The sequence below is a fragment of the Clostridium tanneri genome (assembly GCF_033659955.1).
Classification (GTDB): Bacteria; Bacillota; Clostridia; order Clostridiales; family Clostridiaceae; genus Clostridium_AM; species Clostridium_AM tanneri.
Genome location: NZ_JARUJP010000029.1, coordinates 1 through 17,549, shown reverse-complemented (window position 1 = coordinate 17,549; position 17,549 = coordinate 1). Strand labels below are relative to the sequence as shown.

14 protein-coding genes are annotated in these 17,549 nt (G+C 31.1%); 3 read left to right on the top strand and 11 right to left on the bottom strand.

Annotation, left to right across the window (positions count from 1 at the left end; all coding sequences use genetic code 11):
• Positions 1-81: 81 nt before the first annotated feature.
• Positions 82-2,157, bottom strand: coding sequence for a methyl-accepting chemotaxis protein (locus tag P8V03_RS16875; protein ID WP_318799061.1), 2,076 nt, complete (start codon positions 2,155-2,157; stop codon positions 82-84).
• A gap of 525 nt (positions 2,158-2,682) precedes the next feature.
• On the opposite strand from P8V03_RS16875, the gene P8V03_RS16870 reads away from it, so the two are divergent.
• The gene (locus tag P8V03_RS16870) at positions 2,683-3,972 is read left to right on the top strand and encodes an NCS2 family permease (RefSeq protein ID WP_261671424.1); all 1,290 of its coding nucleotides are present in this window, start codon (positions 2,683-2,685) and stop codon (positions 3,970-3,972) included.
• A 238-nt stretch (positions 3,973-4,210) separates the two neighbouring features.
• Complete coding sequence (locus tag P8V03_RS16865) at positions 4,211-4,735, top strand: serine/threonine protein kinase (protein ID WP_318799060.1); 525 nt, start codon at positions 4,211-4,213, stop codon at positions 4,733-4,735.
• A gap of 36 nt (positions 4,736-4,771) precedes the next feature.
• Here P8V03_RS16865 and P8V03_RS16860 read toward each other — a convergent pair whose 3' ends face one another.
• The 9 genes from P8V03_RS16860 to P8V03_RS16820 all read right to left on the bottom strand — a co-directional run bounded on the left by P8V03_RS16860 (position 4,772) and on the right by P8V03_RS16820 (position 15,323).
• Positions 4,772-5,035 (bottom strand): hypothetical protein, encoded by a 264-nt coding sequence (locus tag P8V03_RS16860; RefSeq protein ID WP_318799059.1) that lies wholly within the window; start codon positions 5,033-5,035, stop codon positions 4,772-4,774.
• A gap of 211 nt (positions 5,036-5,246) precedes the next feature.
• On the bottom strand, positions 5,247-5,960 hold the full coding sequence (locus P8V03_RS16855; RefSeq protein WP_261671421.1) for a hypothetical protein: 714 nt from the start codon (positions 5,958-5,960) through the stop codon (positions 5,247-5,249).
• A gap of 274 nt (positions 5,961-6,234) precedes the next feature.
• Complete coding sequence (locus P8V03_RS16850) at positions 6,235-8,871, bottom strand: PAS domain S-box protein (protein ID WP_318799058.1); 2,637 nt, start codon at positions 8,869-8,871, stop codon at positions 6,235-6,237.
• Between the two features lie 230 nt (positions 8,872-9,101).
• Entirely contained in the window at positions 9,102-9,311 is a 210-nt protein-coding gene (locus P8V03_RS16845; RefSeq protein ID WP_261671419.1) for a (2Fe-2S)-binding protein, read from the bottom strand.
• 120 nt (positions 9,312-9,431) lie between these two features.
• Entirely contained in the window at positions 9,432-10,559 is a 1,128-nt protein-coding gene (locus P8V03_RS16840; RefSeq protein WP_318799057.1) for a Ger(x)C family spore germination protein, read from the bottom strand.
• Positions 10,556-11,641 carry a GerAB/ArcD/ProY family transporter gene (locus tag P8V03_RS16835; RefSeq protein WP_318799056.1) on the bottom strand — a complete coding sequence of 362 codons (1,086 nt, stop codon included), beginning with the start codon at positions 11,639-11,641 and terminating at the stop codon, positions 10,556-10,558. The genes P8V03_RS16840 and P8V03_RS16835 overlap by 4 nt, the downstream gene beginning before the upstream one ends.
• A complete protein-coding gene (locus tag P8V03_RS16830) occupies positions 11,641-12,750 on the bottom strand; it encodes a Ger(x)C family spore germination protein (protein WP_318799055.1) in 1,110 nt (369 codons plus the stop codon). The genes P8V03_RS16835 and P8V03_RS16830 overlap by 1 nt, the downstream gene beginning before the upstream one ends.
• A complete protein-coding gene (locus P8V03_RS16825) occupies positions 12,737-13,831 on the bottom strand; it encodes a GerAB/ArcD/ProY family transporter (protein ID WP_318799054.1) in 1,095 nt (364 codons plus the stop codon). The genes P8V03_RS16830 and P8V03_RS16825 overlap by 14 nt, the downstream gene beginning before the upstream one ends.
• Positions 13,832-13,835: 4 nt before the next feature.
• Positions 13,836-15,323, bottom strand: a complete 1,488-nt coding sequence (locus tag P8V03_RS16820) for a spore germination protein (protein WP_318799053.1) — start codon at positions 15,321-15,323, stop codon at positions 13,836-13,838.
• Between the two features lie 261 nt (positions 15,324-15,584).
• Between P8V03_RS16820 and P8V03_RS16815 the strand changes: the two genes are divergently transcribed.
• On the top strand, positions 15,585-16,247 hold the full coding sequence (locus P8V03_RS16815) for a hypothetical protein (RefSeq protein ID WP_318799052.1): 663 nt from the start codon (positions 15,585-15,587) through the stop codon (positions 16,245-16,247).
• Between the two features lie 170 nt (positions 16,248-16,417).
• On the opposite strand, the gene P8V03_RS16810 is transcribed toward P8V03_RS16815, so the two are convergent.
• On the bottom strand, positions 16,418-17,317 hold the full coding sequence (locus P8V03_RS16810; RefSeq protein ID WP_318799051.1) for a L,D-transpeptidase family protein: 900 nt from the start codon (positions 17,315-17,317) through the stop codon (positions 16,418-16,420).
• Positions 17,318-17,549: the final 232 nt, after the last annotated feature.

Below are 17,549 nucleotides of genomic sequence, written 5' to 3'. Positions count from 1 at the left end.
AAACTATATCAGTATGTAATAGTGCCATTAACTTAGATATTATAAGAATAGTCTAAGTTAATGGCACTAATAGGTTTTTTATTAAATTTTAAACTTGTTAATTACTTGCTCTAATTTATCGGCAATGTTATTAAGTTGTTCCGCTGTACCAGAAATATTGCCTATTGCCCTAGATTGTTCATCCATTGAAGCAGATATTTCTTCTGTAGCTGCTGCAGATTCTTCAGATATTGCAGATACCTCCTGAATTGAGCTGATAACTTCAATTTTATCCCTATCAACTTTCTCAATGTTTTCAACTAAGATATCTATTTGATCTAATGTATTTTGGATAGCGGATTCTATTAGCTTAAAGGCTTTATTTGATTCGCTTACAGCTAAATTAGCTTCCTTTATTGCAGATTCACCATCATCCATATTGTTTTTTGCTGTATTGATTTCAAGTTGAATCTGACTTACTATACTATATATTTCTTTAGTAGAGTTTGAGGTTTGTTCCGAGAGTTTTCTTATTTCTTCTGCAACCACAGCAAAACCTCTTCCAGTTTCACCAGCACGAGCTGCCTCAATTGCAGCATTTAAAGCTAGTAGGTTTGTTTGTTCTGCTATTGCTTGAATAGTATTTACAATTTCCCCTATATATTCGGACTTATTGGATAAACTATCTATATTAGTAGACAGTTTTTCAGTAACTTCATTGTTTATAGTGAATTTTTCTATAAGCTTTTCCATTGAAGTAGTACCTAGATTGTTTGCATTTTTAACTTCATTTGAGAATTCCTTAACCTTATTAGAGCTAGAGACAGAAATTCTTATTTCATCAGCTAAATCCTCTAACTTTTCGGTACCAAGCTGTGATGATCTAGCCTGTTCCTGAGCACCCTTTGCTAATTCCTCTAAGGTTCTTGAAACACTATCAACGGAGGCATTAGTTTCCTCAGTAGACCTAGATAGGCTTTCGGAATATTGGGTAACTTCCTTAGAATTTTCTTGTAAGGTTTGTATAATTTCTACTAGCTCTTTTCTCAGGTTTAGAACAGCTCTGCTCATAACACCAGTTTCATCATTATTATTTAATAATTTATCAGATATACTAGTATCATCATAAGACAAATCTAGCCCTGCTACTCTATTAATTAACTCTGTAGAGTGAATGATTGGTGCAGAGAGTTTCTTTCCTATATATAATGCAAATATAGATGAAAGAATAACACCTATTATAATTATTGCAATTATAAGAACAACTAATGAATTAAGCTGTTTAAAAACTTCACTTTCAGGCACTGACATTAGTAGTATCCATCCATTGGAAAGTTTAGAATAACTAAAAACATTAGTACCTTTAGAGGTTTTTAGTTCAGTTACACCGGATGGAGTACTCTTAATTTTATCGCTTATTGATTTATAACTACCATTATCTATTTTAGCTAAGTTATCACTAGATTTTAGGGTCTTATGAACTATATAATCGTGTTTATCGTTGAGGAAGCTAGCATAACCAGTATCATATATTTTTATATTATTTATGCCTTCTCTGTATTTTTGAAAGTTTATATCAATACCAGCTACACCAATCAAAGTATTGTCTTTAAAAATAGGAGTTGTATAGGATATCATTTCCATTTGCAACTCAACATTGGTATAAGGGTTGCTCCATATACCTTTCTTTTGCTTTATAGGTTCATAGTACCATGCAAGATTGGCATTGTCAGCTTTAAACTCACTTTTATCGGTGAGCTTATGTTCTATAAACTGATGACTGTTTGACGTATCAACAAACCAAGCACCATACACATTTTCTGTTATTTCAGGATTTAATATTACATATAAGCCCATCACTTCCCCTTGCTGGGAAGAAACTAAATTCTTAACTAAAGGCTTCATGAGAGTTTCATAATCTGCTGGACTGGTTTTTAGTTTTTCTATATCTGTTACAGTTGCCACTACCGAGCTCAAGTCTTTAGCAGCACTTTCAACATTAACAATAGTTTTATCAAGCTCACTGGACTTTGCCTGAGCCATTGAAAGCATTTTGTCATTTACCTCACTTTGTATTAAAGAACTACTTTTGAATACAGCTAGTCCACCAATTATAGATGATAAGATTGTACAACAGATAATAATTGCTGTTATAATCTTGCTACTGATTTTTTTCATACGATTTCCTCCATTATAAGAATATACATATTTATTAGGTGATTTTAGCGAATATTGTTTAAAATTAGATTAGTGCAAACCTTCTATATCTACATGATACTATATTAACAAATTTTTGTTAATACTAAAAATGTAAAAGTTTAAAATAAAATATAATTTGATTTACGTTATTGTAGCTCCTTTGAATGCAGTATCTATATCATTTAAATATAAACATATATACACATAGGTTTTGTCGGACAGAAAGCAGAAATACAGATTTTTTGTCGAATGTTTAATTGATAAAAAATTAAAATCCTGTCGTCACAAAATGATATATATATACAAGAATAAACACGAACATTATTCCTTGATGAAGTTAGTAAATCCTTCATTTAATAGAATGATAGCAAAATATAAATAAAAATTACTATATAACGTTCGTAAAAATCATTGACTTTAGTATTGGGATTTGTTAATATAAACAAGTGCGAAAAAGAGAAAAAAACATCAAAAAAAGTAAATTTAAATTACAAGGAGAAGCATATGGAAAGTTTTTTTAAATTAAAAGAAAACAATACGAATATAAAGACTGAAATACTAGCTGGAATTACAACCTTTATGACAATGGCTTATATATTAGTGGTAAATCCTAACATATTATCACAAGCTGGAATGAACTATGGCGCAGTATTTACAGCTACAGCTTTAGCTGCTATAGTTTCTACTGCTCTTATGGGATTATATGCAAAGTTGCCTTTTGCACAGGCACCGGGAATGGGACTTAATGCATTCTTTGCATATACTATAGTACTTGGAATGGGACACACATGGCAATTTGCGTTAACAGCTGCATTTTTAGAAGGAATTATATTTATTCTGCTTACAGCATTTAATGTAAGAGAAGCAATAATAAACTCTATACCTACAAATATTAAAAAAGCAATTTCTGTTGGAATAGGACTTTTTATAGCATTTATAGGCTTAGAAAACGCTCATATAGTACTACACCCAAAGACTGGTACTATTTTGGCATTAGGAGATGTAACTAGTGGAACAGCACTTCTTGCAATTATAGGAGTTATAATAACTGGAGTACTATTAGCTAGAAATGTAAATGGAGCATTATTAATAGGTATCGTGGTTACTACTCTTATAGGTATTCCAATGGGAATAACACAATTACCTGGAGCAGTTGTAAGTATGCCGCCAAGTATTAGTTCAGGATTCTTACAATTTGAATGGAATCATATATTTAGCATAGATATGTTAGTAGCATTATTTACATTATTATTTATGGATATGTTTGATACTGTTGGAACCCTAGTAGGTGTTGCAACTAAAGCTGGAATGTTAGATGAAAAGGGCAATGTTCCTAGAGCTAAGGAAGCATTATTCTCAGATGCAGTTGGAACAACACTAGCGGCTTGTTTTGGAACAAGTACAGTTTGTACCTATGTAGAGAGTGCTTCAGGGGTTGCAGCAGGAGGAAGAACTGGACTTACAGCGTTATCAACAGCTGGAATGTTTACTGTAGCTTTATTCCTATCACCATTATTTTTAATGATACCATCTGCAGCTACAGCACCGTCACTTATTTTAGTAGGATTATTTATGCTTTCACCTATAAAAGAAATAGAATTAGTAGATTTTACAGAAGCTATACCAGCTTTCTTTACTATAATAATGATGCCTTTAACATATAGTATTTCTGATGGAATTGTATTTGGAATAGTGTCTTATGTGTTTTTAAAGGTATTAACAGGAAAAGCAAAGGAAATATCAGTTACTACGTATATAATAGGAGTTCTGTTTATACTTAAATTCTTTATCTAATTAGTTTCTATTTTTAGAGAGAAGAGATATATCTTATTTTATTAAGAATATATTCTTCTCTCTTTTATTATAAGCTTTTTTAAATATTTTCCTCAGTGGAGGATTTTAATAATCAATATGTAAAATAATTGGTACCTTTTTTTATTGAATTTAGTATAGTAATAAGTAAGGGACAGACATCCGTATTTAGTACTCCTGTAGATAAAGAGTATACATATAAAGACAGGAGGAGGTTATCATGAATTATAAGGAAGTTTACCAATTAGACAAATATAAATACTTAGGCCATGGAAAAAATGGCAAGGTATATTTAATGTCAGATGGAAGAGTTATAAAGATTTGTAAGTTAGAAAAAGTATGCATAGCTGAGTATGAGGTATTAAAAGCTGCAAAAGGTAGTCCATATTTTCCTAAAGTTTATAGTAGAAATGGAAAGGTTATGATAAGAGATTATGTAGATGGAGAAATACTCCCAAGCTATATAAGAAAAAACGGATTAAGCAAAACTTTAGCTATAAATCTAATTAATCTTATTGAAGAGTTTAGGAGATTAGGTTTTAAAAGGTTAGATATAAGGGGAGCACATATATATGTACAGAAAGATGAATCTGTAAAAGTTATTGACCCTGCGTCTCACAAAACATGGCAAGAAAAATATCCTAGACTTATGCTTAAACAACTTAGAAAGTTAAAGGTATCTAAAAAGTTTTATCAAATCTTAAGGGAAGAAAGACCAGACTTGTATAGGCTATGGAAAAGATGATTATAATACACATTAAGTATGTTGCGATATAAAAGTTTAAGCGCACTGAACATCGGTGTGTTTGATAGAGGCATACTGCTTGAAATCCCTCATTTCAGGAAGAAGGTCTAATGCTGGCTCAACTTTGAAAATGAACTCAAATTCAATGCTTTCTGCGAAAGCTGAGTTTGAGTTAACATTTTCGAAATCGCCAGCATAAGACCTTCTAACCCTCATTCGAAGCTTTCTACGTAGTACACCTCTACCTACACACCTGTTTTTAGTGCAGTTAAAAGTTTTATTATATCCGTCATCACACATAAAAGCTATGCGACAGCATAGCTAATAAACAAAAGTGTAAGTAATATTATTAGGTTATATTAATTGTTTGTTTAGTAAAAAGTCTTCCTACAATTCTATTAAAAATCTTATAGAGCAAGGGCTTGTCGCCCTATAACATAAGAAGATTTTTATATTGAAACAAAAAAGAAAGCCTAGAATAATATAGCCTGTGTGGCAGATAGGGATATTATTACTTATTTACTGTAAGTGATTTTAACACTTGATGTATAAGTTTGATTACTTCATTGCTTTTAATATTGCTGCCTTCTTTTACATCATTCTCAGGAGTATTACCTTCCTTATCTAATACTATTACCTTTATTGGCTTTGTTTGAGCAGGTATGCTCTTAGTGGCAATATCATATATAACTACTAGATTTTTATTTTCAAGTTGTCCGCCATATTTTGTGCCATCCTGAGATATGATTTCTGTATCTTTATCAACCTTTATTTTTAACTGATTGTCCACGCTAACTAGATTATTATCAAATAAGTCTACTTTTACAGTTTCTTTCATATCTCCAACCAATGCTACATCAATTACATATTGGGGAGGATAAATCATTATCATTGGTCTTGTAGCATCGTAGTATCCTGTTATAGTCACTCCTTCTTCTATTTTAGTATCATTTATAAAATAGGTTTTTTCATTAATAATAAAATGGCTTTCTCCTCCTTGACTATCCTCAACTACAATAACCTTATTTCCTTTTTCAGTTTCTGTCATACTTTTTACAGTTCCTTTGAAGCTTTTGAAATTAGATTGTTGTACCTCTTCTACAGATGCACTTACTACAGTATTCTGAGATGCTGCTATCTCTACTCCTGCACCTAATGCTGTTGTAGTTGGTAACGTTAAAAGGCTGGCAGTTACTACTGCTGATATTATTTTTTTTGATTTCATATAAATTTCCTCCTAATATATAAACATTTTGTACTTAACTGCTATCCCTAAATTTGTAAAGGGAATATATTGAATTAGTTGCTATATTAAATTAGACGTATGGAACTTTACTTTAGCTTCATAGATTTAGGAAAATTTAAGAGGGACAGTTCTTTTGGCTTCAAGCCAGAAAACTGTCCCTCTAGTTTTTAGGTTAAGCTAACCTGCGTATATGGATAGATATATAGTATTAATAGAGGCTATTTTCGATTTATAATTGAGATATATTCAAAAGTTAATCTAAGTGTTTTTTTAGAAGGCTGTAAAGAGTTTTAAAATCAATAGGTTTAGAAATGTAATCATCCATTCCTGAATTTAAAAACTTCTCCTTATCACCTACCATAGCATAGGCAGTCATAGCTATAATTGGAATATGTTTTTTAGTTAACTTTTCATAATCTCTGATAGCTTTTGTAGTATTTAGCCCATTTAGCTCTGGCATCTGAATATCCATCAGTATTAAATCAACAACTTGATTGTCCAGAATTTTAAGTGCTTCTATTCCATTAAATGCATTTAAGTAGTTATAGCCTTTCTTATACAGTAAAGTGGATATAAACTGTTGATTTATTTCATTATCCTCTACAATTAAAATAGTTTTTGAATAGTTGTCAACATTGATATTTGGACCTAACTCTGTAATATCTAATGTACAATCAGTGCTGTCATTGGTAGTTAAAAATTCCGCTGTAAAGTAAAAACAGCTTCCTTCATCCTTTTTACTTGTTACCCACATGTCTCCATTCATCATGTTTGCTAATTGCTTTGAAATTGCAAGACCGAGGCCAGTTCCTCCATATTTTTTCGTATATGAATCATCAACTTGACTGAAGGTTTTAAAGAGTTTATTCATTTTATCCTCTGCTATTCCAATTCCAGTATCGGAAACAGAAAATTGAACCCTAATCTTTGCTTTAGAACTCTCTATTTTTTTCACACAAAGTATTATGCTGCCCTTTTCGGTAAATTTTAAGGCGTTATTTAATAAATTCATTAGTATTTGACTAAGCCGAATAGGGTCTCCTATTATATTTATATCTGTAAGTCGAGGATCTATAAAATACAGTACTTCTATAAACTTTTTAGAGGCTAACAATGAAAAGTTTTTCCCTATTTTATTAATTTTTTCTTGAAGGTTAAAAGGGACTAAATCTATGTTAAACTTTCCCGACTCAATTTTTGATATATCCAGTATATCATTAATTAAATCAAGTAGATGCTGGGAAGATGTCTTAACCATGTTTAGATATTCTCTTTGCTCCTCATTAAGCTCTGTCATAAGAGTCAAATCTGTCATGCCCATTATTCCATTTATTGGAGTTCGTATTTCATGGCTCATATTTGCAAGGAAGTTACTTTTAGAACTATTGGCTTCCTCGGCAGCAATTTTGGCCTTTCTAAGTTCTTCCTCATCCTCCATCCTTTTGGTTATGTCCCTTCCGATGGAGTAGATTAGCATGTCTTCTTTAACTACAAAGGAATTCCACTCAATCCATTTATAGCTTCCGTCCTTACATATATACCTATTTCTAAATACCTTTCTTCCAGTTTTAAGGAGATTTATGGAGCAGTCTATAGAATATTCTATATCCTCTTGGTGTACAAAATCTCTAAAGTTTTTATAAATAAATTCACTTTTTCTCCATCCTAAAACCTTTTGAAGACCAGGACTAACTTCTAAAAAGTCACCATCAAAGCTTAGTATACAGAATACGTCATCAGATAAATTGGTAAAATTACGAACCTTTTTCTCTACATTTTTTATTTTAGTTATATCTTCAACTTGGCTTAATATAGATGCTAATTCACCTTGCTCATTTAATATAGGAGTAGTTAAAATATCAAAATAGTAAATACCACTTTTATTTGTCTGGGAATTGCTGCGATCCTTTAAGTTATATTTGCAGGTTATTCTAGAATTTTTCTTATTCCTAACCATACTTTTAGCTTTTTCTGAAATAAAGGGACTTTCAAAAAAGTTATCAGATTTAAAATCACTGATATGATCTATTTTAAACATATCACAAAAGGATTTATTAGCAGCTAAAGCTTGTCCATTGGCGTCAAACAACTCTATACCAATAGGAGACTGTTCGTAAATACTTCTAAATTTCTTTTCACTGTTATAAAGCTCTTGGTTAAGTTTTTTATTTTCAGTTATATTTCTTCCAATGGAACAGGCACCTATAATATTACCAATATGGTCTTTTATAGGGGTTATACTTAAAGATAGGAATATTTCTTCATTATCTTTGTTTAGTATTTTTACTTCATGGCTCTTAATTTCTTTACCTAGGCTTATTGTGTCAAGTAATTCTGACAGCCTTTCTTTGCTTCCCCATATATCAAGTGCAGATATTTCTTTACCAAGCATTTTTCTTTCAGTATAGCCATAAATTTTTTCTGAAGCCTTATTCCAGCTTATAATTTTTCCTTCCAAAGTAGTAGCTATTATAGAATCTTCCGAGGAGTTTACGATAGAGGATAACTGAAGAGCTTTTTTCATACAGTCGTTTTTTTCTAAGTGGTAGTTCAATAACAGAATAAAGGTATTCTCTAAATTTAAAAATTGTCCATAAAATCTCCAGTTAACCGGTCCAATTTGTATTTCTTTAGAAAAGGAAAAATCTAAACTTTCATTGCTTTTGTAGTTTAATATTTCATCTTTAATAAACCACAGAATTTTTTCTACTTTTTCATTAAAACATTTTACATTCTCCTTCATATAAATATTTTGAAGCATTTTTATTGTTGCATCATTTACCTTATTTATGTAGTAATTCTCATCTAATATGATAAAGGGAACAGATATGTTTGAAAGAATATTTAAGTATCCATTGAATTCGTTTTCACTTTTTACTAGGTTTCTCATATTAAATTTAAAAAATGGTGACTGGCACCAAATTTTAATTTCACTCCTTTCATAGAAATGTTTTAAGAAAATAGATTGTTTTTGTTTTTGATTTCCATTAATGATTATATTTACTATTCCAGTATATTACTTTATCTGAAAGCATTCAATATAGGATTGTTAAAAAAATATTAAAGTTAATAAAATAGGAGGCAGTAGAGGTATAAATTATACCAATACTGCCTCCTTGACTATTTCAATTCTTCTAATAGTTGTTCTATTTTAGGAGTACATCGTTTGCCGCCACAGGAACCGGAACCAGCTCCCGTTGCCTTTCTGACCTCTTCTATAGTCTTAGCTCCATTAATAATTGCTTTTTTTATTGTAGCCCTTGAAATTCCTTTACAAAGGCATACTTTTGTAAGTTTATCTAAAATTTCTGGTTTTATGTTTTGCTCCATTATTCATCACTCCAAGGTTAATTATATTTATTTGTAAAAATAATTATTATAAAATAATAATTATCTATTTATCTATTATATATCTTTCCTTGTAAAATGTAAATGTTAAGCTACTCATTCTTAGTAATCTCCTCTACCTTGAGTATCAACCTTAATCTTTACGTTTACTTCAATAATCGAATCCGTTACTACCTTATCCCAATCAATACCTGTTCTTCTACCATAGGTTTCTGCAGCTACCTTTCCTAATTCTAAACAGTCCGCCTTATATTCTTTTTTCATCTTGTCTAAAAAATCATTACACATTTTTTCAGTCTTCTCAGCTAGCTTTTTTTCAAAGTCTTTTTTTTGTTTTACATCGGTAATTATATTCTTATATAACTCGTTTGAAACTATGTCTCCTTTTATATCTAAATTAATAATAAATTTATACTTATCACCTTCTTTTATGCATTTAACTTTTCTTTTGGATCTGCCATAGTATTCTATAAATTTTTGTGGTTCCTCTTGAATTCTTAGCATACCTCTAACTTTATTTTCTCTAAGTAAGTTCATTATTCTAGAATCTTCTATATCAACTGTAGCTACTAGCTTATCTTTTTTTAGTATAGCAGTACCAATGATTTTTATTTCTTTTTTCTTAGAATTTTCATCACTTTCCTGAAGTTCAATGTAAGGCAATGCAGTAGTTCTTCCTTCAGCTGATGATCTTATGTATAAATCCATTAGGTTATAGTTTTCTGAAAAAAAGTTATACTCCTTAGAGTTCTCAACTAACCCTTCCATAAAATCAGAAGAACTGGGGTATCCAGGAATTTCGTGTTCAAGATAAGGGAGAGATTTTCCTTTACAAATAAGTATGTAGGAAGCATTGTTTGTAGTTGGGTTCTTGTAAAAGGAGTCTAGTAATCCCTTAATTCCAAATTCAGCATACTCATCACTTATTAAAAATATCTTCTCCTGTCCTAAAATCTCCTTTTTATTGGATTTTACATGCCTTTCCTGTCTAGTTTGAGCTATGGTAGAGGCTGAACCAGTAAGTACCATATGTGAAGTTGGGTCATTTTCTTTAAAGACATAAATGTCTCTGTAAAAATTATAGATAACTTGTGCAGCACTTTTATCTATATCTACTCCAGTGCCAGCTATTATAGCTACATCTTCAGCGGATTTAGGTTCTAAACCTATTGTTATAAATGTAAAGAAGAAGATAAATAAAATAATCATAATAAAGTTTTTTTTTTTCAAGATTTACCATTCCTTTTTAGATAAACTAATAATGATATAAGAGATATATATAGTGCATTAAAAATCGTATATTTAAATATGAGTAGGTCAATAAATTTCGAGCGTACAGTCTCATTTGTTAACATTAAACTTAAAAAGACTGTAACTGGATATAGTAAAAGGGTTATTTTTTTTTCGCTGAGTTTTTGAAATAAGTTATTTAATACAAAGACAGCTCCATAATAATAATTAGCAGACAATCTTAATGCTACAATAGTCCATATAAATATAAATATAAATCTAAAGTTATTAATAACAGGAAAAACGAAGCTTTCTGTTACTAAAGCAAAGGACCATATACCTTTAGGTATGGCATCAACGCTTAAATAGTATATGCTTATAAAGGTTACATAGGTGTAAATTAAAGCAGTGATGCCTATGAAACTAAGGATAGATCTTTTTAATTTTTTACTATCATTTATAAAAGGATAAATCAAAAATATGGCTTCAATACCTGAATAGGAAAACATCGATTGTTTTGTACTCTTTAAAATATCTACTATGCTTGCTTGAAAAAAAGGAAAGAGGTTTTGTAAACTTCCTTTTCTTAAAGCTGCCAGAGAAGTTAAAATTACAAGAAGCATAAAATAAGAACCAATTTCACTGACTTTGCCTACTACTTTTAGACCTTTATAGGTGGTATAGGCAATTGCTAAGAGAGAGATAGCTAAAACCTTACTGGAAGTTAAAAATGGTACAGCATAGACTCTTACAATATTATTAAAACCGGCAATAGTTACAACTGTATGAAAAATGAAGAAGGTCAAAAATATAATATTTAGAATGGTTCCAATGAATTTTCCACAAAGTTTCTTACTTAAGGTCAGCACCGTATCCTTTGGATATTTGCTGCTGACGTAAATTGCTAAAATTCCTATGTATAAGGGATATGCAGCCCCTAATAAGGCTGCTATCCATGCATCCTGATAAGAGTCTTTAACAAGAGAATTTGGGAGCCCTAAAATACCTATGCCCATTGTAAAGCCAGTTAACATAAATGTTACTTGAGTAGGAGTTAAGAGATTATGTTTTTCAACATCCATTAATAATCTCCCCTTCCTTGGTTATCTACCTTAACATAAACATTTACTTTTATATTAGAGTTTGGTACTATTTTGTCCCAGTCTGCGCCGGTATCTTTACCATATTTTGCAGTAGCAACCCTACCTAGGTCTAAGCAGTCTAGCTTATATTGATTTTTCATTTTACTTATAAACTCATTACAGTTAGCTTTTATATCGTCAGCCATATTTTTTTCAAAGGCAGCAACTGTCTTTGGATCTTTCATTATATCTTTATAAAGCTCGTTGGAGATTATATCGCCCTTAAGGTGCAGGGTAATAGTAAAATTATATACATCGTTAACTTTAGAGCAGGAAACCTTTCTTCTTACCTTTGCATAGTAATCTATGAATTTACCAGGGTCTTCTTGTAAAGTAAGAATACCTGTGCTATTGTTAGTACTTAAAATGTTTAATAGTCTGCTATCCTTCATATCTAATTTAAATACCATTTTATCATTTTTAAATAGACATTCCCCAGTAATTTTAGGGACCTTTTCACTTAGTTCAATACAGGGGATTTTAACACTTCTTCCCTCGATACCTAGGGATATAAATAAATCCAGTATTTTTAAATCTTTTGCAAAAAAGTTATATTGATTAGCGTTTTTTAGCATTCCTTCTATATAGTCACCGGAAGTAGGGTAACCTTCTATCTTATAATCCAATAGGTCTGAAATATTATCCTCGCAAATTGCCACTAATGCAGTGTCATTGACAAAGGGAATTTTAAAAAGTGCATCTATAATAGTTGATATTCCATGTTTAGCATAGGCTTCACTTATTAAATCTACTTTTTCCAACCCAACTAAGAACTTTTTATCTAGTTTCAGCTGCCTTTCTTCCCTTGATTTAATTAAGCTAGTGGCAGTTCCGCTATAGGTTTTATTAAAAACCTTGTTACGTTCGCCAAAAATATATGTTTGTAAATATATTTTGTAGAGTATATCTTTATTAGTATCTTTTTCTAAGTCATAGCCTATAACAGAGGCGATAGCAATATTCTCTATAGGAGCGGTGTTGACTCCAGCAGTACAATATATAAATAGTATTATAATAAAGACTATAGTTATTATCTTACGTTTTTTCATAGGCTTTATCCTTCTTAATAAATATTAGTAATGCAATTAAAGATGAATACAATAAAACGTATATAGTTATTATTGGTAAGAAGTAACTTGTTATGTATTTTTTCTTTTCTTCACTACCGTACATAAGAGATAAAAAGACAATTAAAGGATAACAGATATATATAAGATCCTTTGATTTAAATTTTTTTATGGAGTCACTTAAAATAGTAACAAAGGCATAGTAACTAGCTGCTGTTGATTTTAACGTAACAAGAATCCATAAAAAAAGTAGAATATATCTAAAGTTGCTTATAAAGGTAATATTTAAATTTTCAGCTACGTATACTGAGGACCATCTAGTTTTAAGAATAACATTATGACCAAGATAATATATTGTCATAAATGTTACCCAGATATAGCAAATGCAAGTGAATGTTACAGCCTTTAGCGAAGACTTTTTTAGCTTAGTTCTATCACTTATAAAAGGATATATTAAAAATATAATTTCTATACACCCATAGGAGTATGCTGAGTTTATACCTCCTTTTAATATGTTCATCCATCCAGAACCTGTCACCGGTAGTATGTTTAATATGCTGCCAGTTCTTATACTAGCTAGAGGTACAAGTATCACTGAAGCAGAAAAGTAAAAAATACATTCACACAGTCTTCCAATAACCTTTAATCCTTTATAGGCTGTATAGGCTGAAGCTAGTATAAATAAACTTATAAATTTTAAAGGGGTTAAAAAGCTTAATATATAAGTTCTAAGGAAGTTACTTATTCCGGAGCAAGAAGATGTTAAGTAAAAAAGAAAAAACAAAGAAAGCAAAATATTTAATACGCTGCCAAGCAGCTTTCCAAGATATCTTTTACTTAGAACCAATATATTATCATTAGGAAATTTGCTGCTTAGGTAGAAAGCAATAAACAAGATATATAGGGGATAAATAGCACCAAACAAGACAGAAATCCAACCATCCTGTTTTGCAATCTTAGCCACCTCATTAGGTAAGCTGATTATGCCTTCGTTAATCATAATTCCAAGCAATAAATAAGTTATCTGGTTTGGTGATAATAAGTTTCTTCTGTTAGTATTCATGATTTTATTCATCTTTCTGCCATTTGTCTCTAAAATCTGATTGTCTTACTGAATCTTTATTAGGTATAGATTTTGGCCTTTTATTAAATTGCCAAAGAGGTGATCTAATGAATACATCCTTCATATCTTGTTTCTTAAATTCAAGGTAGGGTACTCCAAAACTATCTAGAGAGCATAAATGTACTGTAATTACAAAGTACCCTAAGCCTATACCAAATATACCTAGAAAGTTCGCTAAAAGAAGCATAGGAAACCTTAACAGTCTTATGGCGATGGACATATCATATTTAGGAATTAAAAAGGTAGATATTACTGAAATACCTATAATAAATAGAGTAGTAGGGCTTACAATTCTAGAACGAACAGCAGTATCACCTATTATGATACCTCCAACCACACTTAAAGTTTGACCTATTTTACTTGGAAGTCTTAAACCACCTTCCCTTAAGAATTCAACTATTAGTTCCATAGATAATATCTCCATAAAAGGGGTTAGGGCAATGCCTATTCTTGATTGTATTATAGGTGTTATAAATTTTATAGGTATAAGTTCAGTATTAAATTTCATTAAAGTTAGATATATAGAAGGTAAAGTTATTACTATAAAAACTGCTAGCAGCCTAATAATTCTTATAAAAGAAGAGGCTAAGGTTCTCTGATAATAGTCTTCTACTGCTTGAAAAAATTCTATTAATGTTGCGGGACCTGTAAGTACAGTAGGACTTCCTTCTACTGCCATAATAACTCTGCCTTCGGATAGTTGAGCAACAGCTACATCAGGGCGTTCTGTTACTAAAGTCTGTGGGAAAGGGGAGTAAGTATAGTCTTCTATATATTGTTGTAGTGTTCCTACATCTGTTACCTTATCTACATTTATAGAACAAATCCTTTCCCTTATTTTGTTGACAACGGTGTCATCTGCAAGATCCTGAACATATATTATTGCTGCGTCATTTTGCGTAAGCTGTCCTAAAATAAATTTTTCAACAACTAAGTTTTTATCCTTAAGTTTGCGTCCTATTAAACTTATATTTGTATCAAGATTTTCAACAAAGCTTTCTCTAGACCCTCTTACAGAGGTTTCAGTTTCAGGCTCTAATATAGATCTGCTTTCTCCACCACTGGTATCTAATACTATCCCTTCAAAAATACCATTTATCAAAATAACGCTATTGCCCTTCTTAACAGAAGTTATTATTTCATTAATATCAGTTTCGATATTAGTGCTGCTCATAAAAATATACCTTTTACAAAGATATTCTGCTAGGTTTTCCTTGCAATTCAAGTTTTCCTGAATATAAAGCATTAGTGGGGATAAAATGTCTCTATCTATAGTGTTTTTTTCGACAAGCCCATTTATGTAAATAATAGCTGCATCTAGAGGTTGATCACTGCCTATAAAGAAGCTTTTTACAACTATTGAGCTCTTCATCCCAAGTTCACTTGTGATAAAATCTATATTTTGTTTTAAATCTGAAGTATACAACGCCATTATTCACATCCTTTGCTTTAGGGAGTTTATATATATTTATAAAATTTATATTTGATACTTAGTATTATCTAACATAAATAAGGTTTATATACGATTACTGTAAATATAAAATATCATTGAAAACTTAGGTATTTGCTGAGTATAAAAGAGTACAAAGAACAAATGCTATTGTTAATAATTTGTTCATAAAGTTGACATTATTCTGTAACTAACACTGGACAGAATAAGATCGTAGTAAATTTTATAGAGGAGGGTTAGCCCGTGTTAAATTTTAAGAAAATTATATTGCCAGCCTTACTAGCATCATCAATACTTGCACCAAGTGTAGCTTATGCCAGTTCAGTCCAGAGTACTGAACCGGCAGCCATATCTAAAACTGAAAAATTCAAAGAACATCATAAGAATCACAAAAATTTCGCTAAGGAATTAGAGGATGTAGAAAAGTATGTTCCAGGAGCTAAGGAACAGGTGAGGCAAATACTGACTGAAAGAAGAGAGCTTCATAGAGAATTAAAAGATTTGCAGCTGAAGAAACTTGGGGTAGATACTTCCTTTATGAATGAGTATAGAAAAGTTGTTCAGGATACTCATGATAAGGTGAAGAGTGGACAGATCACAAAAGAAGATGCTAAAAAGCACTTAGAGGAAGAAAAGAAAAAATTTGAAACAAATCACGGCAGTGAACTTGCAAAATTAAAGCAAGCTAAAGAAGACTATGCTGCAGCTCATAGAGATGAAATTTCAGCTAGAAAAGATGCTATGAAGTCAGATATGAAGAAAGTAGAGGAGGTAGAGAAGGCTTTAAAAGATGCAGTTAAAGCAGATGACAGCGGTAAGGTTAAGGATGCCTACAATAATTATTTAAAGGTATTAAAGGAATCAAATAAATTATTAAAGGATAATGTAAGTAAACTTAGAAATTAGGTATAGGGGAACTGGTCATATTATTATTCAGTGAAATTCCTTAAGAATTATGAATATCTTTTATAATAGTAAGTGAAGGTCTTAATAATTAATAACACTCAGGAAGCTCTTAAGTTGTACATAGACAAGACAATAAGAAATTCCTGAGTTTTATTTTTATAACTATTTTTTCATTGTATCCAGATTGCCGTTCCAGAAGGAATGTTGTCATAGATGTATTTTGCATTTTCTAGGGAAAGCCTTATACAACCGTGAGATATATTATAGCCAAGTCTACCGTCTACTAGTTTATCACTTTTATTATATAACACACTATGAAACAAATAGTTCCCGCTTATTTGAGTGTAATACTTGCATATTAAACCATTGTCTGTGACAAAAGAGTTTCCTCTAGTACCTACAGTAAAATATCCTCTGATGGTAGGAGTGGAAGCTGTGCCAACGGAGCAGGTAAAGGATTTTAACAGTTTCCAGTTATGATTACTACCGGTTAAAATAGAAACTGTATGATTAGATAAACTAGTGTAAATATAATATTCAGTATTACTTGGGCAATTTTTTGAGTTTATGAAAGTTTCTATGGAGTTGCTAGAGCTGCTTGTATCCGAATCTCTTGCTGGTGTAGAGGCTTTAGGCGGTTTTTTATAAATATAGGGATCTTTAGCTGGGGTGGAGTCTAATAGTCTAAAGGTTTCAGGCCCAGCAATTCCATCAGGAGTTACTTTAACTTTAGATTGAAAGTTTCTAACAGCGAAGTCTGTGCTTGCACCAAATTCCCCATCTATAGTAAGATTATATTTAAATTTATTTAGTTTCCTCTGTAGTTCCTTAACTTTTTCTCCTTTATCTCCAAGTTTTAATATCACAACTTTAGGTGATTCTGAGTTTTCAGAAACAGTTTTACTTTTAGGGTCCTTTAAAATAGGGGAGTGATCCTTATTATTGTTTTCAGAGCCTTGGGATACAGAAGGTTTATCTCTTGAGTCATTGGCAGAAGGAATTTTGATACTACAGCCAGAGATTAATAGAATGAGTACAAGGGATGTGATTAAGGAAATCCGCTTTTTCATTTATTCATCTCCTCAGTTAGTTAATTATTTTCAGTATATTAATACAGAGGAAAAAAGGTGAATGTGGCCTAGATTATTCCATCATGAAATCTACATCAACATTACTTTCTCTAAGCTTGTCTATACTTAAAATGGAAGCCCTAAAGGTTTTTTTAGACCGTTATAATTGCTGCTAACAGGAAAGCAGGTAGGTTATACTTAGGAATGCACTTGCACAAAAATAAAAATAATT